Here is a 23,224-nt window from a genome sequence, read left to right on the forward strand (position 1 = left end):
GGCAAAGCGGCCTTTCGGGCAGGCAGGGTTGACACCCGGAATCCGGATGGGGAATAATTTATAGAACGTCGTTCTATCTTATAGAACGCTAAGGAGAAAGTCAATGCCCCAGATTCTAGTCAGCGAGGTCGGCCCCCGGGATGGGTTGCAGAGCATCGCCGCCATCATGTCCACGCCCGCCAAGCTGCGCTGGATCGCCGCACTGGCCGCGGCCGGTCTGCGCGAAATCGAGGTCTGCTCGTTCGTGCCGCCCACGTTGCTGCCGCAGATGGCCGACGCGGCCGACGTGGTGGCGGGCGCCCGGCAACTGCCCGGCCTGGCCGTGGCGGCGCTGGCCCCGAACCTGCGCGGCGCCCGCGCGGCCTTCTTGGCGGGCGCGGCCAAGGTCACGCTGCCCGTGTCGGTCAGCGAGGCCCATTCCCTGGCCAACGTGCGCAAGACCCACGCGCAGATGCGCGACGAAGTGGCCGCCGTGGTGGCCCTGCGCAACGCGCAATTCCCCGACGTGAAACTGGAAGCCGGCCTGTCCACCGCGTTCGGCTGCACGCTGGCCGGCCAGGTGCCGCAAGCCGACACGCTGCGCCTGGCCGTCACGATGGCGCAGTTGGGCGTGGACGAAGTGGGGCTGTCCGACACCACCGGCTACGCCAACCCCGCGCAGGTCAAGCGCCTGTTCAAGGCCCTGCGTGCCGAACTCGGCGAACGCGCGGGCGGCGCCCACTTTCACAACACGCGCGGCCAGGGGCTGGCCAATGTGGTGGCCGCGCTGGAGGCCGACGTCGACACGTTCGACGCCAGCCAGGGCGGCCTGGGCGGTTGTCCGTACGCGCCCGGCGCCACCGGCAACATCGTCACCGAAGACCTGGTGTTCCTGCTCGAGTCGATGGGCCTGGATACCGGCATCGACATGAACGGCCTCCTGGCCGCGCGCGATGCGCTGCAAGAAGGGCTGCCCGGCGAACCGCTGTACGGCCACGTGCCCGACGCCGGCCTGCCCAAGGGCTTCACTTACGCGCGGGAGGCCGCATGAATCCGCAATCGCACGACGCCGCCGCACAAACCGCCACCCAAACCGGCGAGGCGCCGCTGCCGCTGGCCGGCATCCGGGTGGTGGAATTTACGCACATGGTCATGGGCCCCACCTGCGGCATGATGCTGGCCGACCTGGGCGCCGAGGTCATCAAGATCGAACCGGTGCAGGGCGACAACACACGCCGCCTGAAGGGCTCGGGCGCGGGCTTTTTTGCCATGTTCAACCGCAACAAGAAAAGCCTGCCTGTCAACCTGCAGGACCCGCGCGGCATCGAGCTGGTGCTCAAGCTGATCGCCAGCGCCGACATCGTCAGCGAAAACTTCAAGGCCGGCACCATGGCCCGGCTGGGGCTGGACTACGCCACCCTGTCCAGGCTGAACGAACGCCTGATCTACGTCTCGCACAAAGGCTTCCTGCCCGGCCCCTACCAGCACCGCACCGCGCTGGACGAAGTGGTGCAGATGATGGGCGGCCTGGCCTACATGACCGGCCCAGAAGGCCGGCCCTTGCGTGCCGGCGCCGCGGTCAACGACATCATGGGCGGCATGTTCGGCGCCATGGGCGCCATGGCCGCGCTGCTGGAACGCGCCCGCACCGGCCGCGGCCAGGAAGTGCAAAGCGCGCTGTTCGAGAACAACGTGTTCCTGGTCGGCCATCACATGATGCAGTACGCCGTCACCGGCAAGCCCGCCGCCCCCATGCCCAGCCGCATCTCCGCCTGGGCCGTGTATGACGTCTTCACCGTCAAGGATGGCGAACAGATCTTCCTGGCCGTGGTGTCCGACACCCAATGGAAGCTGTTCTGCGAGGCCTTCGGTTTCGCCGACCTGGCCCAGGATGCGCGCCTGGCCGGCAACAACGACCGCGTCGAAGCCCGTTCGTGGCTCATGCCCATGCTGCGCGAACGCATGGCGCCGCTGGCCGCCGCCGACATCGCCGGCCGCTTCGAGGCCCAGGGCCTGCCCTACGCGCCGATTGCCAAGCCGCAGGACCTGTTCGACGACCCGCACCTGACCGCCACCGGTGGCCTGGCCGACATCACCTTGCCGCAAGACGGCGCGGGCAGCGGTGCGGGCAGCGGCGGGGCGGGCAAACACGCCAAGGTGCCGCTGCTGCCCATCACGCTGGGCGGCCGCCGCCCCGGCGTGCGTACCGATCCCCCGGCACTGGGCGCGCAGGGCGCCCAGTTGCTGGAAACCCTGGGGCTGAGCGCGACGCAGATCGCGGCCCTGACCGAAGCCGGCGTCGTAGGGCCGGTGTACTGACCGCGACCGCCCCGGCCGCCACCAAGAATCCTTCTGGAGACAACCGCATGAATCCCTTCCCGCGCCTTCTTCCGCGCTGCCTTGCCGGGGCCGTCCTGGCCGCCGCTACCCTGGCCGGCGCCGCGCCCGCCACCGCCGCCGCCTATCCCGAGCGCCCCATCAACCTGGTCGTGCCCATGCCCCCGGGCGGCGGCACCGACGTCGTCAGCCGCCTGCTGGCCGAACGCCTGGGCGTGGCCACCGGCTGGAGCCTGGTGGTGCAGAACAAGCCCGGCGCCACCGGCAACATCGGCATGGACTACGTGGCCCGGGCCCAGCCCGACGGCTACACCGTCGGCATGGGCCAGGCCGCCAACCTCGCGATCAACCCGGCGCTCTATCCCAAGATGCCGTTCGACCCCAAGAAGGACTTCACCCTGGTCGGCCTGATCGCCGCCCAGCCCGTCGTCCTGGTCGTGCGTGCCGATTCCCCCTACAAGACCCTGGCCGACCTGGTCGACGACGCCAAGAAAAAGCCCGCCTCGTCCCTGCGCCTGGCCTCGGCCGGCAACGGCACCATCGGCCACATGTCCGGCGTCATGCTCGCCCGCCGCGCCGGCATCGAGTTCCTGCACGTCCCCTACAAAGGCGCCGGCCCCGCCGTCACCGACCTGGTAGGCGGCCAGACCGACCTCTACTTCATCACCCCCCAGACCGCCTTCCCCCTGCTCGCCGCCAACAAACTGCGCGCCCTGGCCGTCACCTCCAACACCCGCCTGGCCGCCTTGCCCGACGTCCCCACCGTCGCCGAATCCGGCTACCCCGGCTTCGAAGCCTCCGCCTGGACCGGCCTGGTCGGCCCCGCCCACATGCCCCCCGACATGGTCACCCAACTCAACGCCCGCATACAGACCGTCCTGAAGGAACCCGACCTGATCAAACGCCTGGAAGCCGAAGGCAGCCAACCCCTGGGCGGCACCCCCGCCGACTTCGAGGCCTACATGAAATCAGAAACCACCAAATGGGCCGACGTAGTCAAGGCGGCGAATATCAAGATGGACTGAGCGGGGCAGAACAACCAATCAGGCAGGACGCCCGCGCAGCGCACAGGAACAAGCCGGACCTACCTACACGCGTTAGCGCCCTGCCCACCCCATCTCTAGGGGCGCACTGACAAGCTCCCTCTCCGCCAGCGCGCCGCGTACACCGCTACGACGCACGAAAACGCGTAAGCCCCGGCAAGGCCGCCCGCGCGGCCGTCCGGGGCGGGCCCCGTAAACCTCTCCCATCAACCCCGGCCTAGCAGCGCTTCAATCCTCGCAACCCGTAGCCCCTCGCGCAGGGTGTCTGGGGGGCGGGCAACCTCGATGCGCCCAAGGGAATCCGTAGGTAGCCGAAGGCGGACGAGGATGACGCAGGGGCAGTCCGGAGCGAAGGCTCCGGACCGCAATCGTGGGCGCCCGCCCCCCAGACACCCTGCGCGAGGGGCGACCTACGAAGAACAAACATCACAAACCAAACCAACCCCCAGGCCGCGCCCCGTCGCACGCCGCGACATCCCAGCCCCCGGCCGACCCATAAAAAAAGCGCCCGATAAAGGCGCCTTTCTCAAAAAAGATCCCCGGCAACGACTAAGCCTGCCCCCAAGAATCCCGCAAGGTCACCACCCGATTCAAAACCGGCTTTTCAACAGAAGACTCCTTCAAGTCCGCCGTGAAATAACCCAACCGCTCGAACTGCCAGGTAGCCCCCGGCGTCGCCACAGTCCCCGGCTCCAACCACGCCGTCACCGTCTGCTTCGAATTCGGATTCAGACAAGCGAGAAAATCCTTGTCCCCGCCATCCGGCCGCGCATCCGCAAACAACCGGTCGTACAGGTGGATCTGCGCCGGCACCGCATGCGCCACGCTCACCCAGGTGATATTGCCCTTGACCTTGACACTGTCCGCACCCGGCGTACCGCTCTTGGTCTCCGGCAGGTACTCGGCCTGCACCTCGACCACCTCGCCCGCCTCGTTCTTCGTGAAGCCCGTGCAGCGCACCACGTAGCCGTACTTCAGGCGCACCGTATTGCCCGGGAACAGGCGGAAATACTTCTTCGGCGCTTCCTCGCGGAAGTCGTCACGCTCGATCCACAGCTCGCGCGACAGCGGGAATTCGCGCACGCCCGCCTCCGGATCGTGCGGATTGCGCGGCGCCGTGCAGACTTCGGTCTGGCCTTCCGGGTAATTCGTGATCACCAGCTTGATCGGGTCCAGCACCGCCACCGAACGCGCAGCGATCGGGTCCAGGTCGTCGCGCACCGCTTGTTCCAGCAGGCTGTAGTCGATACGCGAATCCGACTTCGACACCGCCGTGCGGTCGCAGAACAGGCGGATCGAGGCCGGCGTGTAGCCGCGGCGGCGCAGGCCGAAAATGGTCGGCATGCGCGGGTCGTCCCAGCCGTCCACGTGGCCTTCGCGCACCAGTTGCAGCAGCTTGCGCTTGCTGGTGACCACGTAGCTCAGGTTCAGGCGGGCGAATTCGTACTGGTGCGGCAGCGGCTGGGCCAGCTTGCCCAGCTCGGCCAGGCGCGTCAGGATCCAGTCGTAGAACGGGCGCTGGTCTTCGAATTCCAGTGTGCAGACGCTGTGCGTGATGCCTTCCAGCGCGTCTTCCACCGGGTGCGCCCAGCTGTACATCGGGTAGATGCACCACTGGTTGCCCGTGCGGTGGTGGGTCGCATGGCGCACGCGGTACATGACCGGGTCGCGCAGGTTGATGTTGGGCGACGCCATGTTGATCTTGGCGCGCAGCACCAGGCTGCCGTCCGGGTGCTTGCCGTCGCGCATCTCGCGCAGCAGCGTGATCGACTCGGCGGCCGGGCGGTTGCGCCAGGGCGAATCGGTGCCGGGTTCGGTCAGCGTGCCGCGGTTGGCGCGGATCTCTTCGGGGCTTTGCTCGTCGACATAGGCGTGGCCGGCCTCGACCAACGCCTCGGCGAACTCATACATATAGCCGAAGTAGTCGCTGGCGAAATACAGGTTGTCGCGGCCGTCGGCCTTCCAGTCGAAGCCCAGCCAGTGCACGGCCTCGATGATGGCGTCGACGTATTCCTGGTCTTCTTTCTCGGGGTTGGTGTCGTCGAAACGCAGGTGACAGACGCCGCCGAAATCGCGGGCCAGCCCGAAATTCACGCAGATGCTCTTGGCGTGGCCGATGTGCAGGTAGCCGTTGGGCTCCGGCGGAAAGCGCGTGCGGATGCGGGCCGGATCGGGCTCGCCCTGCTGCTGCACGGCCGCCGGGCCAGGCTTGCCCGCCCAACGCTTGCCCTGGAAGCGGTTGGCTTGCAGGTCGTCTTCGACGATGTTGAGCAGGAAATTGGATGCAGCGGGGGTCGGCGTCGTGGCGGAGGTCATTCTTGAAAGAATAGGAAAAAGCAGCGACAAAGCGTCAATTTTGCCACGTTCCTGAGAAGGACCATTTCCAGGGGGGGCGCAAGCGGTTTCAAACTGTCCCCCATCGTCATGTAACTGGCTCTACACTACGGGCCATCATGGATATTTCCACCCTATCTTTGGCCCGTGCGCAATTCGTGGCCAGCCTGAGCTTCCTGGCGCTGTTCCTGGCCGTGGCCCTGGCGCTTGCCTGGGTTCTGCTGTTCTTCAAGATTCGCGCCCGCGTGTCCGGGCAGGGCGGCTGGACGGCCGCCTACCGCTTCTGGGTCCGCATCTTCGCCCTGTCTTTCGTCCTGACCCTGGCCGCCTGCGTGCCGGTGCTGATCCAGCTGGGCAGCCTGTGGGCGGGCCTGATGGACAAGATCGGCAACATCGCCGGCCCCTTGCTGGGCTACGGCATCCTGTCCGTCTTCATCCTCAAGTCCTGCTTCCTGGGCGTCATGCTGTTCGGCCAGCGCCGCGTGTCCGACGGCGCCCACACCCTGGCGGTGCTGATGGTGGCGGTGGGCCAACTGGTCGCGCTGTTCTGGGTGCTGGCCCTGCAATCCTGGATGCAGACGCCTGACGGCGCCGTGCTGGTCGACGGCCGCTACCAAGTCTACGACTGGGTGGCCGTGGTGCTGAACCCGTCCGTCGGCTGGCGCATGGGCGTCGTGGTCGTGGGATCGGCGCTGGCGGCGGCCTTCCTGATGATGGGCGTGACTGCGCTGCAAGCGCTGCGCCGCCCGCTGGACGACGGCGAACGCTGCACCTTCAAGACCGGCCTGGCCATCGCCGCGCTGGCCGCCGTGCTGCAGGTGCCGGTGGCCACGGGCGCCGGGCAGATGGTGGCCCAATACCAGCCCGCCAAGGCGGCTGCCGCGGCCGGCTACTGGGAAAGCGGCACTGAGCCGCGCCTGGTGCTGTTCGGCTGGCCGGACGCCCGCGCCCATACCAACGTGGCCGACTGGACCCTGCGCAATGCCGGCGGCATGTGGCTGCACCGCAATGAAGACGGCACCTACCAGGGCCTGGACAAGTATTCCGGCATGCTGCCGCCGGTGGCGCTGACCTTCTGGTCGCTGCGGGTGGCAGCTGGCCTGGGCCTGCTGATGCTGGCCGTGTCCTGGATCACTTTCCTCTGGACCTGGCGCCGGGGCCTGGACGTGGCCGTGCTGCCGCAATGGTGGCAGCGGGTGCTGTGCGGCATGATGTTCTCGGGCGGCATCGCCGTCGTGGCCAGCTGGTGGGTGTCCGTCATCGGCCTGCAACCCTTTGCCGTGAACGGCACCGTCACGCAGTCCGAAGTGCTGGGCGCGGTGTCCTCCAGCACCGTGGCGTACGGCCTGGTGGGCTACAGCCTGCTCTACTCGCTGCTGCTGGCGGCCTTTGCCGGCATGCTCTTCCACGCGGCGCGCTACGGTGTGGTGCCGGTACGCAAACTCGCCGGAGGCACGCCATGATCGCCATGCTGGCCGCGTCGCAAGGCCTCAGCCCCGAAGACCCTTCCTTCTGGATGCCGTTGGCGTTCATGGGCCTGCTGTTCGTCGTCATTGCCGCCGGCATGGTGCTGGACGGCTTCGACCTGGGCGTGGGCATCCTGCTGCAACTGGCGCCCGAGCAAGAGCGCGGCCGCATGATGAGCCTGCTCAGCCCCTGGCGCGATGCCAACGAATTCTGGCTGCTGCTGGGCATGGGCCTGTTCGCCTCGGCGTTTCCGTTCGCCTGGGGCGCGGTGCTGGGCAAGCTCTACGGGCCGCTCACCTTCATGGTGCTGGGCGTGGTGCTGCGCAGCGTGGCGTTCGAATTCCGCATCCGCGCCCGCACCGAGGCCAAGCCGCGCTGGATCTTCGCATTCTGGGCCGGGTCGCTGATCACCGCCTTCGGCCAGGGCATGCTGCTGGGGCGCATCGCCACTGGCTACCAGTCCGACGCCGGCTATGGCTGGTTCGCAATGTTCGTCGGCCTGTGCGCGGTGGCGGCCTATGTGCTGCTGGGCGCGTCGTGGCTGGTGATGCGGGTCGACGGCGACCTGCAACGCCGCGCCGCCAACTGGGCGCGCCACGCGATCCGCTGGACCGCGGTCGGCATGGTCGCCATCGCCGTCACGCTGGGCCTGGCCAACGCCGGCATCTTCTATAAATGGAGCAACATCGCCCACCTGAGCCTGGCGGCCACGGTCTGGGTGCTGATGCTGGCCGGCTTCGTGGCGGCCGAAATGCTGCTGGCCCGCCTGCCGGGCCGCGCCGACCGTTTCAGCTGGCTGCCGTTCGTGCTGTGCGTGGCGCTGTTCCTGTTGATGCTCAGCGGCCTGGCCTACAGCCTGTTCCCCTACCTGATCCTGGACGATATGACGCTGTGGGACGGCGCTGGCGCGCTCGGTTCGATGCGTCTGGTGATGGCGGGCGCGGTGGTGGGCATCCCGGTGGTGCTGGTGTTCAACATCCTGGCCTACCGCTCGGTGTTCGGCAAAGAGCGCGCACCCGTGCCGCTGCTGCCGCCGCCGTCACCCTGACGGGCGCCGCACGCGCTACAGCACCGGCCGCGCCACCCGCTGCAGGATCTCTTCGCCGTAGGCTTCCAGCTTGCGCGCGCCCACGCCGCTGATGTGGCTCAGCGCATCCATCGATTCTGGCTGGGCCAGCGCGATTTCCCGCAGCGTGGCGTCATGGAAAATGACATAGGCGGGCACGCCGTGGCTCTTGGCCACTTCGCCGCGCCAGGCGCGCAGCGCTTCGAACACCGGCTGCAGCTCGGCCGGCAGGTCCACCGCCGCGGCCTTGGCCCGGGTGCCGCCGGACTTGCTGGAACGGGCCTTCTTTTCGGATTCGCGCCGCAGCATCAGTTGGCGTTCGCCCTTGAGCACCGCGCGGCTGCCTTCGGTCAGGGCCAAGGTGCCGAACCCTTCGGTGTCCACCGTGAGCAGGCCTTGCGCCAGCAATTGGCGCAGCACGCCGCGCCAGGCGGTATCGCTCAGGTCTTCGCCCACGCCGAACACGCTCAGCGTTTCGTGGCCGTGCTGGCGGGTGCGGTCGGTGACCTTGCCGCGCAAGATGTCGATGATGTGGCCGGCGCCGTAGCGCTGGCCGCGTTCTTTCCAGAGGCGGTACACGGCCGACAGCACCTTTTGCGCGGCCACGGTGCCGTCCCAGGCCTGGGGCGGGTCCAGGCAGACGTCGCAGTTGCCGCAGGCGGTGATCTGCTGGCCGAAATACGCCAGCAGCCGCACCCGGCGGCATTCCACTGTTTCGCACAAGCCCAGCATAGCGTCCAGCTGCTGGCCCAGGCGGCGGCGGTAGGACTCGTCGCCGGGGGATTCGTCGATCATGCGGCGCTGCTGCACCACGTCTTGCAGGCCATAGGCCAGCCACGCCGTGGCGGGCAGGCCGTCGCGGCCGGCGCGGCCGGTTTCCTGGTAGTAGCCCTCGACCGATTTGGGCAGGTCGATGTGGGCCACGAAGCGCACGTCCGGCTTGTCGATGCCCATGCCGAATGCGATGGTGGCCACCATCACCACGCCGTCTTCGCGCAGGAAACGCGACTGGTTGGCCGCCCGCACCTGGGCGCTGAGCCCGGCGTGGTAGGGCATGGCGTCGATGCCCTGGTTGCACAGGAATTCGGCGGTTTCCTCGACCCGGGCGCGTGACAGGCCATACACCACGCCGGATTCGCCTTCGTGCTCGGTGCGGATCATGTCCAGCAGCTGCTTGCGCACTTCGTTCTTTTCGACGATGCGGTAGCGGATGTTGGGGCGGTCGAAGCTGGAAACGAAGTGATGCGCGTCGTCCAGCGACAGGCGGTGGGCGATCTCGGTGCGGGTTTCGGCCGTGGCGGTCGCGGTCAGCGCGATGCGCGGCACGTCGGGCCAGCGCTCGTGCAGCATCGACAGGCCCAGGTATTCCGGCCGGAAATCGTGGCCCCATTGCGATACGCAGTGGGCCTCGTCGATGGCGAACAGCGCGATGTTGCCGCGGTCGAGCAATTGCAGGCAGCGGTCGGTCAGGAGCCGTTCGGGGGCGACGTACAGCATGTCCAGTTCGCCGGCCACGAAGGCTTCTTCGACGTCGCGCGCGACCCGCCATTCCTGGGTGGAATTCAGGAACGCGGCGCGCACGCCCAGTTCGGTCAGGGCGTCGACCTGGTCCTGCATCAGGGCAATCAGCGGCGACACGATGATGCCGGTGCCTTCGCGCACCAGGGACGGGATCTGATAACAGAGCGACTTGCCGCCGCCCGTGGGCATCAGGACCAGCGCGTCGCCGCCGTCGATGACTTGCTGGACAATGGCTTCTTGGTCGCCGCGGAAGGATTCGTAACCGAAAACGCGCTGCAGGACACCTAGGGCGCGCGCGTCAGACATGGGGATAGGCCGTGAGCATCATGGCAGGGATTTTAAGCCGCAAATCCGGATGGCCGGTCCGAGCGGGATATTTCCGTCCGCCGGGCGGGCCGCGTCACCAGCTGAGCCAGGTGCCGCGCATGAAGGTGTCGACCGGCATGCTGAGGTTGGCGCGCCACTCGTAATTGCCGGAAATGATGTCGCGGTCGGCGCCGACGGCCAGCTTGACCTTGGGCGCCACGAACATGCTGTGCGACAGCCCGACGCGCTGTTCGGCCAGCGCCGAGCCTTCGTGCAGCCCCGAATAGGTGCCGCTGAGCGTGCCCCAGCCAGTGATGGGCACGCCGGCCGACAGGGTGTTGCGCGTCTGCGGCGCCGCGGCCACGCCGCCCGAATAATTGGACAGGTCGCCATAGCCGGCGCCGATCTGCTCGTTGGTGTAGCCCAGGTTGACCGCGTCGGCCACATCCACGCTGTAGCCAAAGCGGTAGCGCCAGGCGCTGGCCGCGTCGTACGAGCTTTGGGTGGCGCCGGCCTGGAAGGTGCCGTAGTCGCCGGCGGCATACGTGGTGCCCATGCCGCGGGTGGTCAGGGACGGGGCGCTTTGCATCTGGCCCTCAAGCGTCAGCACGGGCGTCAAGCCATAGCGCACGGTACCGCTGCCGACCGAGGCGCCATAGTCCACCGCGCCGGACGTGGCCGACGGGTCCATGCGGTTCAGCTTGCCCAGCGACGACGAATAACCGAAGCCGCCGGCGGGCAGGGTGTTGCCCGCGCCGAGCGAATTGGAAATCTGCAGCCCGCCCACCGGCGCACTGCTGCCCCAGGCCGGGGCATTGGCGCTGATGTTGCCCACGGCGACCGTCGGGCCGCTGGTGTTGTTGTAGACCCAGTTGCGGTCGCCGCCGTAGCGCAGGCCGTCCTGCCCGCTGACCGAGGCGAACCAGGGCCGGCTGGGGCGCGAAACGCCGGACACCACGACGACAGGGCCGCTGGGTATGTCCCCGCTTTGCAGGTCGAAGGTGTATTCGGGAGGATCCGCGGTGGCCTGTGCCGGGGTGCAGCCCAGCGCGGCGGTCGTGTCCTCGCCCGACAACATCGAGCCCGTCCCCGGTATCAAGTCCGTGTCGGCGGCGCCGACCACGCTGGTGTCCATGGCGGGTTCGGCCGATTGCAGGTCGCAGGGGGTCGGGTCCAGCGGCACCGCCCGGGATTCGATCGACGGCGCGGGGCGCACGGGCATCGGCTGCACCGGCGAGAGCACGCCGATACCGCGCGCCACGTAGGCGGGAGCCGGGGGAGAGGAGGCTGCGGGCGAGCCGCCGAACGCCGGCATGAGCGGGCAGGCCAGGCCTGCCGTCAACGCCGCGTGCAACAGCCGTCTGCGCCAGATTGCAGGGGCGACCATAACGACAGTGTAGAAAGGGGACGCTGCCGCAGCTGTAAACGATCTTTAGTAAACCGGACCAGGGAATGCGGGCAGTGCCGATCATTTTAGGGCCAGTTGCCGCCGGTCCGCCATGCCGGCGCCAAGTGGGCGCCAACGCCGGCAAACATCGTGCAACAGGTATATTTCAGATGATTTCTTGCCCCTTGCCCCGGGGCGCGGACGGCTCCACTATGGCAACCATGGACACTCACCACACCAAGCTGCTGGTCGTCGACGACGACCCGGCCCTGCGTCAGTTGCTGGCCGACTACCTGAACCGCCACGGCTACGACACCCTTTTGGCGCCCGACGCCAGCGACCTGCCGTCGCGCATCACCCGCTATGCCCCTGACCTGCTGGTGCTGGACCGCATGCTGCCCGGCGGCGATGGTGCCGACGCCTGTCGCCGCCTGCGTGAACAGGGCGAAGACATCCCCGTCATCCTCTTGACCGCCCGCGACGAAGCCGTCGACCGCATCATCGGCCTGGAAGCCGGCGCCGACGACTACGTCGGCAAGCCCTTCGATCCGCGCGAGCTGCTGGCCCGCATCGAAGCCGTGCTGCGGCGCAAGCGCGGCCCGTCGGCCCTGACCAAGGACGCGCCCGTGTCGTTCGGCCCGTTTCTGTTCGACCCCTCCACCCGGCAGTTGTCGCGCGAGGGCACCGTGGTCAAGCTTACTGGCGGCGAAATCAACCTGCTCGAAGCCCTGGTGCGCAACGCCGGCAAGCCGCTGTCGCGCGAACGCCTGCTGGCGCTGGCCCGTGACGACGATGCCGGCGAACGCAACGACCGCGCCATCGACATCGCGATCCTGCGCCTGCGCCGCGTCATCGAAGACGATCCCAAGCAACCCCGCTGGATCCAGACCGTCTGGGGCATCGGCTACCGGTTCTCGCCCTGATGCGCCTGTCCCCCGGTTTCCTGGTGCCGCGGTCGCTGCGCGCGCGGCTGATCCTGCTGATCCTCGGGTCCGTGCTGCTGACGCAGGCGGCCACGCTGGTCACGGTGTCCTACTTCCGCCACAAGTTCATGGAAGATGTGGCCATCGGCTACATCACCACCACCATCCGCACCCTGCGCGCCGCCGTGTCGCAGGTGCCCGCCGAAGACCGGGCCGATTTCGTGCGCGCCGCCTCGCAGAACCAGTGGCGCCTGTGGTCCCGGGTATTGCCCGCCGAAGCCAAGCTGCAGCGCTTCAACGGCCGCCGGCCGCCGCCGCATTCGTCGCAGCGTCCGCCTCCGCCGCCGCCGCCCCCGCCATCGTCCACGCAATTCCAGGGGCCGCCGCCCCCGCCCGACATGCGCGTCGACGAACGCGAGGTCGAAAACGGCCACGAACAGCGCGAACGCGAGCGTGAACGCGAAGAGCACGTGCGCCGCTACAAGCCCGAGCCCGACGACGTGCGCCGTGACCTGCGGGCGCTGGTGCAGCAGTTGAACGAACGCCTGAACGATGGCACCCGGGTGGCGCTGTCGCGCGGCCCCACGCCGGAAATCTTCATCTCGCTGGCGCCCAACCCGGCCAGCGAAGACGCGCCGCGCCTGCGCGAATGGCTGGTCATCCCGCTGGACCGCCTGGACCCGCCGGTGGCCACGCCCTTCATCGCCGCCTGGCTGGGCGGGCTGGGCCTGTTGCTGTTGCTGGCGGTGGGCTTTTCGTGGCACATCACCCGGCCCATCACCCGCCTGGCCGATGCCGCCGACCGTCTGGCCGCCGGCCAGCCGCAGCGGGTGGAACCCTCCGGCCCCCACGAAACCCGGGTGCTGGGCGAGCGCTTCAATGCCATGCTCGACGCGCTGGCCGAGTCCGACTCGGTGCGGCGCACCCTGCTGTCCGGCCTGCCGCACGACCTGAAGGGGCCGCTGTCGCGCATGTGGCTGCGCATCGAGCTGGCCGACGATTCCGCCCTGAAGGAAGGGCTGCGCACCGACCTGCAGGACATGCAGCACATGGTCGACCAGTTCATCGGCTTCGTGCGCGGCACCGACCCCGCGGCCTACCGCTACGCCTCGATGGTGCTGCCCGACTGGCTGACCGAACGCGTCAACGCCTGGCAGGGCGCCGGCACCGACATCCACCTCAAGACCACGGGCGATGACGCTGCGCTGGTGGTGCAGGGCGATGCCGTGGCGCTGGGCCGCCTGCTGGACAACCTGATCGGCAACGCCCTGAACCACGGCGCACCGCCGGTGGACGTCTGCCTGCGGCGTGAGGACGCGTTCGCGGTGCTGGATGTATCCGACCACGGCCCCGGCATCGTGCCCGAACGCCGTCTGGAGGCCCTGCGGCCCTTCAGCCGGCTGGACGACGCCCGTACCCGCACTGGCAGCGTCGGCCTGGGCCTGGCCCTGGCCGAGGCCATCGCCCGCGCCCACGGTGGTTCGCTCGAGCTGCTGCAGGCCGAATCCGGCGGGCTGTGCGTGCGGGTCAAGCTGCCGGTGGCCGAAGGGGTCTAGGGCCGGCCGCGGGGGATGGCCCTGTTTTCGAGACAGGCCGGTCCCGCGCGCGGCCATTACGGTACGATGCAGCATCCTGCTTCGCATCCCGTTTTTCCGCACCATGGCCATCCAGTCCGATTCGCTCTCTTCCCGACCCGACGCTCCCCGCATCGTGGCGCCCCAACCGGTGTCGCCCAACGAGGAATCGATCGAGCGCGCCCTGCGGCCCAAGGCGCTGCAAGAGTACGTCGGCCAGCAGCGCGCCCGCGAACAGCTCGAAATCTTCATTGCCGCCGCCCGCAAGCGCGGCGAAGCCCTGGACCACGTGCTGCTGTTCGGCCCCCCCGGCCTGGGCAAGACCACGCTGGCTCACATCATTGCGCATGAAATGGGTGTGCAGCTGCGCCAGACCTCCGGCCCCGTGCTCGAACGCCCCGGCGACCTGGCCGCGCTCCTGACCAACCTGGAAAAGAACGACGTCCTGTTCATCGACGAAATCCACCGCCTGTCGCCCGTGGTCGAGGAAATCCTCTACCCCGCGCTGGAAGATTTCCAGATCGACATCCTGATCGGCGAAGGCCCGGCCGCGCGCAGCGTCAAGCTGGACCTGCAGCCCTTCACGCTGGTCGGCGCCACCACGCGCGCCGGCATGCTGACCAACCCGCTGCGCGACCGCTTCGGCATCGTCTCGCGGCTCGAGTTCTACAACGCTACCGACCTGGGCCACATCGTGACCCGCAGCGCCGGCCTGCTCAACGCGGGCATCACGCCCGACGGCGCCGCCGAAGTCGCGCGCCGCGCCCGCGGCACGCCCCGTATCGCCAACCGGCTGCTGCGCCGCGTGCGCGACTACGCCGAGGTCAAGGCCAGCGGCACCATCGACGCCGACGTCGCCGGCCGTGCGCTGGCCATGCTCGAAGTCGATCCCCAGGGACTGGACCTGATGGACCGCAAGCTGCTCGAAGCCATCATCCACAAGTTCGACGGCGGCCCCGTCGGCGTGGACAGCCTGGCCGCCGCCATCGGCGAAGAGCGCGACACGATCGAAGACGTGATCGAGCCCTACCTGATCCAGCACGGCTACCTGCAACGCACGCCGCGCGGCCGCACCGCCACGCTGACCACCTGGCGCCACCTGGGCCTGACCCCGCCGGCCGGCGCGGCCAGCGGCAGCGGCGAGCTGTTCGGCAAGTAAGCGGGCGGGCAGGGCGGCGGCGCGAATGCCGCCGCGGGTTTATGATCCGAGGGTTTCGATTCCGACTCTCTCCGCGATCAAAGGACCGTTTCCATGCTGCCCGAACTGCCCTCTTTCGACGATGTCGTCCGCGCCAGCGAACGCCTGGCCGGCAATGCGCACCGCACGCCCGTGCTCACTTCGACCACGGCCGATGCCATCGCCGGCGCCTCGCTGTTCTTCAAGTGCGAGAATTTCCAGCGCATGGGGGCGTTCAAGTTCCGGGGCGGCTTCAACGCCATCGCGCGCCTGACACCCGAACAGCGCGCCGCCGGCGTGGTCACGTTCTCGTCGGGTAACCACGCGCAGGCGATTGCGCTGGCCTCCAAGCTGCAGGGTGTCAAGGCCACCATCATCATGCCGCTGGACGCCCCCGCGGCCAAGCGCGCCGCCACCGAAGGCTACGGCGGCCATATCGTCACCTACGACCGCTACACCGAAGACCGCGAAGACATCGCCCGCCGCATCCAGGCCGAGACCGGCGCCACGCTGATTCCGCCCTACGACCACGAGGACGTCATCGCCGGCCAGGGCACGGCCGCCAAGGAACTGTTCGAGGAAGTCGGCGAACTGGACTACCTGTTCGTCTGCCTGGGCGGGGGCGGCCTGCTGTCCGGCTCGGCCCTGTCGGCGTTCGCGCTCAGCCCGCGCTGTCTGGTCTACGGCGTCGAGCCCGAAGCTGGCAACGATGGCCAGCAATCGCTGCGCAAAGGTGAAATCGTCCGAATTCCGGCGCCCAAGACGCTGGCCGACGGCGCTGCCACCACCCACCTGGGCCACCTGACCTTCCCCCTCATCCAGAAGTACGTGCGCGATATCGTGACCGTCACGGACGACCAGTTGGTGACCACCATGAAATTCTTCGCCGAGCGCATGAAGATGGTGGTCGAGCCCACGGGCTGCCTGGCGGCCGCGGCCGTGTTGCAGAACGTGGTGCCGGTGCGCGGGGCGCGCGTCGGCGTCATCATCAGCGGCGGCAACGTCGACCTTCCGGCCTACGGCAAGTTGCTGGCGGGTTGAACCCGCGCGCGCCGCCGGGGTGCCTCATCGCCCCGGCATGGCCGCCTGCGTGCTTGCGGCCAACGCCCGTGCAGGGCAGAATCGGGCTTGAATCCTGAAGAACAGGGGCTGCTCCATGCGTATCCTTGTCATCGGCGGCACCGGCTTCATCGGCCGTCACCTCATCGCCCGGCTGTCCGGCGCGCAGCACCAGATCCTGGTGCCCACCCGCCGCTACGGCCAGGGGCGAGACCTCCAGCTTCTACCGACCGTCACCTTGCTTGACCGCGACGTGCACGACGATGCCGCGCTCGACGACCTGACGCGCGGCTGTGACGCGGTGGTGAACCTGGTGGGCATCCTGCATGGCAAATCCGGCCGTCCGTACGGGTCGGATTTCGCCCAGGCGCACGTGCACCTGCCCCAACGCATCGCACGGGCCTGCCGCCGCCAGGGCGTGCGCCGCCTGCTGCATGTCAGCGCCCTGGGCGCCGATTCCGCCGGCGCCAGCATGTATCAGCGCTCCAAGGGCGACGGCGAAGCCGCCATCCAGAAAGAACTGGCCGACTGGCGCGAGGGTGGCTGGACGATATTCCGCCCGTCCGTGGTGTTCGGACCCGACGACAATTTCACCAATATGTTCGCGCGGCTGGCGCGCTGGCTGCCGGTGCTGCCGCTGGCGGGGGCGCAGGCGCGCATGCAGCCGGTGTACGTGGGCGACGTGGTGTCGGCCATGGTCACCGCGCTGGGCGACACGCACACCTGCGGCAAGGCCTACGAACTGGGCGGCCCGCAGGTCTACACCATGGGTGAGATCGCCCGCCTGTGCGCGGCCTGGGGCGGCCATCCGCGCCCGGTGATCGGCGTGCCGATGGGCGTGGGGCGCTTGCAGGCGCTGCTGTTCGAATGCCTGCCCGGCAGGCCGCTGATGTCGCGCGACAACCTGGATTCCCTGCGCCGCGACAATATCTGCCTGGGGCCGATCGCGCCTGAACTGAACGTGGTGCCCACCGGCCTGGAAGCGGTGGCGCCGGGTTACCTGGCGCCCGTGCGTTAGCGGGCGGCGCGACCGGTCCGATTGACGCCGTTCAGCGCACCAGCGACTTCAAGGCCTGCTTGATACCGTCCGACACGCCCACGCCTTCAGGCAGCGTCTTCAGGGCGGCCAGCGATTCTTTCTCGGAATACCCCAGCGCCAACAGCGCGTTCAGGATGTCGGACTGATTGTCCGGCGTAGCGTGCGAGGCGGCGCCGATGTCCGCGCCCAGCTTGCCGCGCATTTCCAGCAGCAGGCGTTCGGCGGTTTTCTTGCCGATGCCCGGCACGCGGGTCAGGCGGCCCGATTCCTGCAAGGTAATGGCCTGGGCCAGGTCGGCCACCGACAGGCCCGACAGCACCGACAGCGCGGTGCGCGCGCCGATGCCGCTGACCTTGATCAGCTCGCGAAAGGCGCTGCGTTCGCCTGCCGTGGCGAAGCCGTAGAGGATGTGGGCGTCTTCGCGCACCGTCAGGTGCGTGTACAGCGTGACCCGCGCGCCGGTTTCCGGCAGCGAGTACAGCGTGCTCATGGGCACGTCGATGTCATAGCCCAGACCGTTGACGTCCACACAGACGGTGGGCGGCAGTTTTTCGATCAGGGTTCCGGTAATGCGTCCGATCATGGGGCGATGGCCTGGCAGAAGAGGGGGCCGCGAAAGCCGCGGTGAATGCCGGGATTCTATACGGGTCCGCGCGGCGCGTGGGCGCCGGGGGGGGGCTCAGCCGATCAGGCGGCCGTTGCGGATGCGCGTCTTGCCGCTCATGCGCAGGCTGGTGCCCAGGCGTTCGAGCTTGTCCTGCAGCGGTCCCACGTGGGCGTGGCAGATGGCGCAGGCCAGTGCATCGGCCGAGTCGGGGGCGGGGGTGCCGTCCAGCGCCAGCAGGTGCTGCACCATCATCTGCACCTGTTCCTTGGCCGCGCGCCCGGTGCCCACCACCGCCTTCTTGATCTGCAATGCGGTGTACTCGTGCACCGCCAGCGAGCTGTCGGCCAGCGCGCACAACGCCGCGCCGCGGGCCTGGCCCAGCAGCAGCGTCGACGCCGGATTGGTGTTCATGAAGACGATTTCCAGCGCGGCCACGTCCGGTTGCGTGTCGCGGGCCACCTGGCGCAGGTTGTCCAGGATGACCTTCAGGCGTTCAGACAGCGTCAGCGCCGGCGGGACCACGATGGTCCCGCTGGCCACATAGCGCAGCCGCGAGCCGTCGGCATCGATCACACCGAAGCCGGTGCGGCGCAGGCCGGGATCGATGCCGAGGACGCGCATCAGTGGCGGAAGTGGCGGGTGCCGGTCAGCACCATGGCGATGCCGTGCTCGTCGGCCGCGGCGATGACTTCATCGTCGCGCATGCTGCCGCCGGGCTGGATCACGCAGGTCGCGCCTGCCGCCACCACCACGTCCAGGCCGTCGCGGAACGGGAAGAACGCGTCCGACGCCACGGCCGAGCCCTTCAGGGTCAGGCCGGCGTTTTCCGCCTTGATCGACGCGATGCGGGCCGAGTCGATGCGGCTCATCTGGCCGGCGCCCACGCCCAGGGTCATGCCGCCGCCCACGAACACGATGGCGTTGGACTTGACGTACTTGGCGACCTTCCAGGCGAACGCCAGGTCGCTCATTTCCTGTTCGGTGGGCTGGCGCTTGGACACGACCTTCAGCGCTTCGCGCGGCACGTTGTAGGCGTCCGGGCTTTGCACCAGCCAACCGCCGCCGACGCGCTTGACGTCGAAGGCGTTCTGGCCCGTGCCCATCGGCACTTCCAGCACGCGCACGTTCTTCTTGGCGGCCAGGATGGCCAGCGCGGCGCCGTCATAGGCCGGCGCCAGCAGCACTTCCAGGAACTGCGCGCTGACGGCTTCGGCCGTGGCGGCGTCCACCGGACGGTTGAAGGCGATGATGCCGCCGAAGGCCGACGTCGGGTCGGTCTTGAACGCCTGCTGGTACGCGCCCAGCGTGTTGGCCGCCACGGCCACGCCGCAGGGGTTGGCGTGCTTGACGATGACGCAGGCGGGCGCTTCGAAGCTGCGCGCGCATTCCCAGGCGGCATCGGCGTCGGCGATGTTGTTGTACGAGAGTTCCTTGCCTTGCAGCTGGCGGTAGTTGCCCAGGAGCCCGGCCGAACGCTGTGCGTCGACGTAGAACGCGGCGGTCTGGTGGGGGTTCTCGCCATAGCGCAACGCCTGTTCCTGCTTGACCTGCAGGGTCAGCGTGCCCGGCCATTCCTGGCGGGCCGGCACGGCGTCCTGCGCGGGCTCGGCTTCGGTCAGGCTGGTCAGGTAGGCGGCGATGGCGCCGTCATAGGCCGCGGTGTGCGCGTAGACCTTCGCCGCCAGCGCAAGGCGCAGGCCGTACGAGGTGGCGCCGCCGTTGTCCATTTCGGACAGCACGCGCGAGTAGTCGACCGGGTCGATCACAACCGTCACGCCACCGGCTTCGGTGCCGTGGTTCTTGGCGGCGGCGCGCAGCATCGCCGGGCCGCCGATGTCGATGTTCTCGACCGCGTCGGCGAACGTGCAGTCAGGCTTGGCGACCGTTTCACGGAACGGATACAGGTTGACCACCAGCATGTCGATGCGATCGATGCCCGCCGCCTTGATGGTGTCCATGTGCTCGGCGCTGTCGCGGCGAGCCAGGAGGCCGCCGTGAATCTTCGGGTGCAGCGTCTTGACGCGGCCGTCCAGGATCTCGGGCGAGCCGGTGTGGGCGGCCACTTCGGTGACGGTCAGGCCGGATTCGGCCAGCAGCTTGGCGGTGCCGCCGGTCGACAGCAGGCGCACGCCACGCGCGGCCAGCGCGCGGGCAAATTCAACGATGCCGGTCTTGTCGGACACCGAAAGCAGGGCGGTTTCGATTTTCATGGTGAGGGACGGGAGTGGGGCGCGTACGCCTTTCTCGCTTCAGGTCGGGATGGAAAAACGGGGAAGGGACGGGCCGACGGGCCCGGCCTCAAGGCAACGCTATACCTGGATGTTATGAGCCAGCAGCTTCTTGCGCAGGGTGTTGCGCGTGATGCCCAGCATTTCGGATGCCCGCGACTGGTTGCCGCCCGACCGTTCCAACGCCACTTCAAGCACCGGGCGCTCCACGCAGCGCATCACCATGTCCCACATATCGTGGGGCTCGGATTCACCCAAGTCTTCGAAATAGCGCTCCAGGCTGGCGCGCACGCATTCTTCCAGGACATCTTTCTTGCTCATTTGAGTACAGATATTTTTATGTTGGTGTTGAGGCGGTTATGCCGCCAGCAGGGCTTTCGCGACAGGCGCCGGGTTGTTGCCGTCGCGAGAAATAGTGAGGAACCAGTCCGACACCGCCCGCCACTGGTCGCGGGTGTTGTCGATGAGGTTCATGCGGTCGCGGAACGAGTCCGCATCCGGCAGGCCGTCCAGATACCATCCTATGTGCTTGCGCGCCGTGCGTACGCCGGTGTGTTCGCCATAGAAGCGGTAGTGGTCGTCGAGATGTTCGAGCAGCAGTTCGCGCATTTCCCCATAGCTGGGAGGGGCCAGTGTTTCGCCTGTGCGCAGGTAGTGGTCGACTTCGCGGAAGATCCAGGGACGGCCTTGGGCCGCCCGGCCGATCATGACCGCGTCGGCGCCAGTGTAATCCAGGACGCGTCTGGCTTTTTCCGGCGAGTCGATGTCGCCGTTTGCGATCAACGGAATCTTCAGCTCGGCGCGGACGGCGCGGATAGTGTCATATTCCGCCTCTCCCGTATAGAGGTCGGCGCGCGTTCGTCCGTGCAGCGTCAGGGCGGCGATGCCGGCGTTTTCGGCCATCCGGGCCACGCGCAGGGCATTGCGGCTGTCGCGGTCCCAGCCGGTGCGGGTCTTCAGGGTGACCGGCACGCCCAGCGGGGCACAGGCCTCGACCACGGCGTCCAGGATGCGGGCGATCAGGTCTTCGTGGCGCAGCAGGGCCGAGCCCGACGCCACGTTGCAGACCTTTTTCACCGGGCAACCCATGTTGATGTCGATGATGCGCGCGCCCTTGTTGGCGTTGAACGCCGCCGCCTCGGCCATCATGGCCGGGTCGGCGCCGGCGATCTGCACCGACACCGGGGCAATCTCGCCGTCGTGGTTCAGGCGGCGCGAGGTCTTGACGCTATCCCACAGCTTGGGGTTGCTGGCGGCCATTTCCGAGACGGCATAACCTGCCCCCAATTTCTTGCAGAGCTGTCGGAAAGGACGGTCCGTCACGCCCGCCATGGGCGCGACAAGAACGTTGTTGGGAAGGGTCCACGGGCCTATGCGCATGCTCACATTTTAACCGGCTCGATCGAACCCTCTTTTTCGTCCTGCAACAGCTTGGTAACAAGTGGACGAAAAACAGGGGCGATCAGGCGCGGAAACCCGTCAGCAGATGTTGCGCCAGCGGCGCCCGCAGCGGCGCGGCCAGGTCCAGCCCCAGCAGGGCCAGGCCACAGGCGTGCTCGACCGGCGCCAGGCCGGTGGCGAAGATGCGCGGCATCAGATCGGTCAGGCCGGCCGTCACCACGCGGTCGAACTGGCGTGCTCGGCCGAAATCGGCCAGCGCGGCGGTGGGGCTGGCGTTCGGCTGGGCCAGCCAGCCGCCCAGCGCCTGAGCCAGCCGGGCGGCGTCGCGCAGCCCCAGGTTCAGGCCCTGGCCGGCCACGGGGTGCAGCGTCTGCGCCGCATTGCCGATGGCCGCCACGCGGCCCTGCACCAGCGCGCGACGGGCGCTGAGCGCCAGGGGAAAGACGTGGCGCGGTGCGTGGCACGACAGGCGTCCGAGGCGGTCGCCGAAAGCGGCGGACAGCGCCTGCGAGAACGCGGCGTTGTCCAGCGCGGCGAGTTCGGCGGCGCGTTCGGGCGCGCTGCACCAGACCACGGAATAGGCGTCGGGCAGTTGCGGGTGCGGCAGCAGCGCCAGCGGGCCCTCGGCGGTAAAGCGTTCCCAGGCCCAGCCGCGGCGCGGCAGGGTGGCGTGGGCGGTGGTGAGCAAGGCGTGCTGGCCGTAGTCGCGCCGCAGGTCGCTGGCGCCGGCGCCGTCGGACTGCACGGCGATGCGGCAACTGAGCGCGGCCTCGCCCTGGCTGATGCGCACGCCGTCGCCGTCCTGGCCGTCGATCTGGGCCGGGGGGCCGGCCAGCAGCGTCACGCCGCTGGCGGCCACGCGTTCTTCCAGCCTGGCGTGCAGCGCCGAATACGCGACCACGCAGCCCAGTTGCGGCACGTCGAAATCGGTGTGCTGGATGACGCTGCGGCCCAGCCGGCCGCGCTGCGACACATGAATATTGAGGATGTCCGCCGCCTTCGCGGGCCAGGCGTTAAGGGATTCCAGCAGCACCCGGCTGCCGTGGTTCATGGCCAGCACGCGGGGATCGGCTGCGGGGATGGCGGCGTCGGGCGTGACCGGTGCCGGCGATGCGCCGGCCAGCAGCGCGATGCGGGCCGGGTCCGGCGCCACGCGTGCCAGCATCAGCGCCAGCACCCGGCCCACGGGGCCAGCGCCAAGAATCGCAATATCGAAGGCGGAGATAGTCATGCCCGGATTTTACCCGTCCACTACAATCCGGGGCAGCCGGCGCGGCTTGGCGCCAGAGACCTTTCTACCGGTTGAACGACATGACGCAGCTCGAGGCTTCTTCTTCGCTTTCCGCCGCCATCGCCCGCCGTCCGCGCGGCAAGGTCGCCGTCGGCCTCTTGGCCTGCCTGTTCGGCTGGCTGGGGGCGCACTGGTGGTACCTGGGCCGCCGCCACGCCTGGCTGGTGACGGCCGTGGCGCTGGTCAGCCTGTTCTGTGCGTTCCGCTACTACCCGGTCTGGTGGGACAACCCGGCGTTCTTCGTGCTGTTCATCCCCATGATCGACGGCTTCATCGAAAGCGCGGTGTTCTCGCTGATGCCCGACGAGAAATTCGACCGTCTCTACAACCCGGGCCTGCCGCCGTCGAGCAAGACGGGCTGGGGCCCGGTGCTGGTGGCCATCCTGGCCTGCCTGGTCGGGGCGACGGTGTCCATGTTCGCCATCGCCATGGTGGTGGTGTACGTGTGGGTGGCCATGGGCTGGCTGGACGGCCTGACGCTCTGA

At 68.5% G+C, this 23,224-nt stretch carries 20 protein-coding genes; 11 read left to right on the top strand and 9 right to left on the bottom strand.

Annotated elements, in window-relative coordinates:
* Positions 1–103: 103 nt before the first annotated feature.
* The 3 genes from U858_RS0108825 to U858_RS0108835 are packed head-to-tail and all read left to right on the top strand — an operon-like array spanning position 104 to position 3,341.
* Positions 104–1,030 carry a hydroxymethylglutaryl-CoA lyase gene (locus U858_RS0108825; protein ID WP_025136808.1) on the top strand — a complete coding sequence of 309 codons (927 nt, stop codon included), beginning with the start codon at positions 104–106 and terminating at the stop codon, positions 1,028–1,030.
* Positions 1,027–2,298, top strand: a complete 1,272-nt coding sequence (locus U858_RS0108830; protein ID WP_042884643.1) for a CaiB/BaiF CoA-transferase family protein — start codon at positions 1,027–1,029, stop codon at positions 2,296–2,298. The genes U858_RS0108825 and U858_RS0108830 overlap by 4 nt, the downstream gene beginning before the upstream one ends.
* Before the next feature lie 47 nt (positions 2,299–2,345).
* Positions 2,346–3,341, top strand: a complete 996-nt coding sequence (locus U858_RS0108835) for a tripartite tricarboxylate transporter substrate binding protein (RefSeq protein WP_025137201.1) — start codon at positions 2,346–2,348, stop codon at positions 3,339–3,341.
* A gap of 567 nt (positions 3,342–3,908) precedes the next feature.
* On the opposite strand, the gene U858_RS0108840 is transcribed toward U858_RS0108835, so the two are convergent.
* Positions 3,909–5,675: a glutamine--tRNA ligase/YqeY domain fusion protein gene (locus U858_RS0108840; RefSeq protein ID WP_025136809.1), complete on the bottom strand. Its 1,767-nt coding sequence runs from the start codon at positions 5,673–5,675 to the stop codon at positions 3,909–3,911.
* A 137-nt stretch (positions 5,676–5,812) separates the two neighbouring features.
* Between U858_RS0108840 and U858_RS0108845 the strand changes: the two genes are divergently transcribed.
* Both U858_RS0108845 and U858_RS0108850 read left to right on the top strand, forming a co-directional pair.
* Positions 5,813–7,156, top strand: a complete 1,344-nt coding sequence (locus U858_RS0108845; protein WP_025136810.1) for a cytochrome ubiquinol oxidase subunit I — start codon at positions 5,813–5,815, stop codon at positions 7,154–7,156.
* Positions 7,153–8,208: a cytochrome d ubiquinol oxidase subunit II gene (locus tag U858_RS0108850; protein WP_025136811.1), complete on the top strand. Its 1,056-nt coding sequence runs from the start codon at positions 7,153–7,155 to the stop codon at positions 8,206–8,208. Before U858_RS0108845 ends, U858_RS0108850 begins: the two co-directional genes overlap by 4 nt.
* A gap of 15 nt (positions 8,209–8,223) precedes the next feature.
* On the opposite strand, the gene recQ is transcribed toward U858_RS0108850, so the two are convergent.
* Together recQ and U858_RS0108860 are read right to left on the bottom strand one after the other, a co-directional pair.
* Positions 8,224–10,053 (bottom strand): DNA helicase RecQ, encoded by a 1,830-nt coding sequence (recQ, locus tag U858_RS0108855; protein WP_025136812.1) that lies wholly within the window; start codon positions 10,051–10,053, stop codon positions 8,224–8,226.
* 94 nt (positions 10,054–10,147) lie between these two features.
* The gene (locus tag U858_RS0108860) at positions 10,148–11,407 is read right to left on the bottom strand and encodes a hypothetical protein (RefSeq protein ID WP_025136813.1); all 1,260 of its coding nucleotides are present in this window, start codon (positions 11,405–11,407) and stop codon (positions 10,148–10,150) included.
* A 254-nt stretch (positions 11,408–11,661) separates the two neighbouring features.
* On the opposite strand from U858_RS0108860, the gene U858_RS0108865 reads away from it, so the two are divergent.
* The 5 genes from U858_RS0108865 to U858_RS0108885 all read left to right on the top strand — a co-directional run bounded on the left by U858_RS0108865 (position 11,662) and on the right by U858_RS0108885 (position 17,191).
* On the top strand, positions 11,662–12,363 hold the full coding sequence (locus U858_RS0108865) for a response regulator (RefSeq protein ID WP_025136814.1): 702 nt from the start codon (positions 11,662–11,664) through the stop codon (positions 12,361–12,363).
* A complete protein-coding gene (locus U858_RS0108870) occupies positions 12,363–13,919 on the top strand; it encodes a sensor histidine kinase KdpD (RefSeq protein ID WP_025136815.1) in 1,557 nt (518 codons plus the stop codon). Before U858_RS0108865 ends, U858_RS0108870 begins: the two co-directional genes overlap by 1 nt.
* 103 nt (positions 13,920–14,022) lie before the next feature.
* On the top strand, positions 14,023–15,096 hold the full coding sequence (ruvB, locus tag U858_RS0108875; RefSeq protein WP_025136816.1) for a Holliday junction branch migration DNA helicase RuvB: 1,074 nt from the start codon (positions 14,023–14,025) through the stop codon (positions 15,094–15,096).
* Positions 15,097–15,189: 93 nt separating this feature from the next.
* Positions 15,190–16,155, top strand: a complete 966-nt coding sequence (locus U858_RS0108880) for a threo-3-hydroxy-L-aspartate ammonia-lyase (protein ID WP_025136817.1) — start codon at positions 15,190–15,192, stop codon at positions 16,153–16,155.
* 115 nt (positions 16,156–16,270) lie between these two features.
* Entirely contained in the window at positions 16,271–17,191 is a 921-nt protein-coding gene (locus U858_RS0108885; RefSeq protein ID WP_025136818.1) for a complex I NDUFA9 subunit family protein, read from the top strand.
* 31 nt (positions 17,192–17,222) lie between these two features.
* Here U858_RS0108885 and ruvA read toward each other — a convergent pair whose 3' ends face one another.
* The 6 genes from ruvA to U858_RS0108915 all read right to left on the bottom strand — a co-directional run bounded on the left by ruvA (position 17,223) and on the right by U858_RS0108915 (position 22,679).
* Complete coding sequence (gene ruvA, locus U858_RS0108890; RefSeq protein WP_025136819.1) at positions 17,223–17,795, bottom strand: Holliday junction branch migration protein RuvA; 573 nt, start codon at positions 17,793–17,795, stop codon at positions 17,223–17,225.
* A 96-nt stretch (positions 17,796–17,891) separates the two neighbouring features.
* Complete coding sequence (gene ruvC / locus U858_RS0108895) at positions 17,892–18,440, bottom strand: crossover junction endodeoxyribonuclease RuvC (RefSeq protein WP_025136820.1); 549 nt, start codon at positions 18,438–18,440, stop codon at positions 17,892–17,894.
* Entirely contained in the window at positions 18,440–20,029 is a 1,590-nt protein-coding gene (gene purH, locus U858_RS0108900) for a bifunctional phosphoribosylaminoimidazolecarboxamide formyltransferase/IMP cyclohydrolase (protein ID WP_025136821.1), read from the bottom strand. The genes ruvC and purH overlap by 1 nt, the downstream gene beginning before the upstream one ends.
* Positions 20,030–20,128: 99 nt before the next feature.
* A complete protein-coding gene (locus tag U858_RS0108905) occupies positions 20,129–20,368 on the bottom strand; it encodes a helix-turn-helix domain-containing protein (RefSeq protein WP_006217670.1) in 240 nt (79 codons plus the stop codon).
* Positions 20,369–20,404: 36 nt separating this feature from the next.
* Entirely contained in the window at positions 20,405–21,427 is a 1,023-nt protein-coding gene (gene dusB, locus U858_RS0108910; protein WP_042884647.1) for a tRNA dihydrouridine synthase DusB, read from the bottom strand.
* A gap of 82 nt (positions 21,428–21,509) precedes the next feature.
* Positions 21,510–22,679, bottom strand: coding sequence for a UbiH/UbiF/VisC/COQ6 family ubiquinone biosynthesis hydroxylase (locus U858_RS0108915; RefSeq protein WP_025136823.1), 1,170 nt, complete (start codon positions 22,677–22,679; stop codon positions 21,510–21,512).
* Between the two features lie 80 nt (positions 22,680–22,759).
* Between U858_RS0108915 and U858_RS0108920 the strand changes: the two genes are divergently transcribed.
* The gene (locus U858_RS0108920; protein ID WP_025136824.1) at positions 22,760–23,224 is read left to right on the top strand and encodes a hypothetical protein; all 465 of its coding nucleotides are present in this window, start codon (positions 22,760–22,762) and stop codon (positions 23,222–23,224) included.

It is taken from the genome of Achromobacter sp. DH1f (genome assembly GCF_000633435.1).
Classification (GTDB): Bacteria; Pseudomonadota; Gammaproteobacteria; order Burkholderiales; family Burkholderiaceae_B; genus Achromobacter; species Achromobacter deleyi.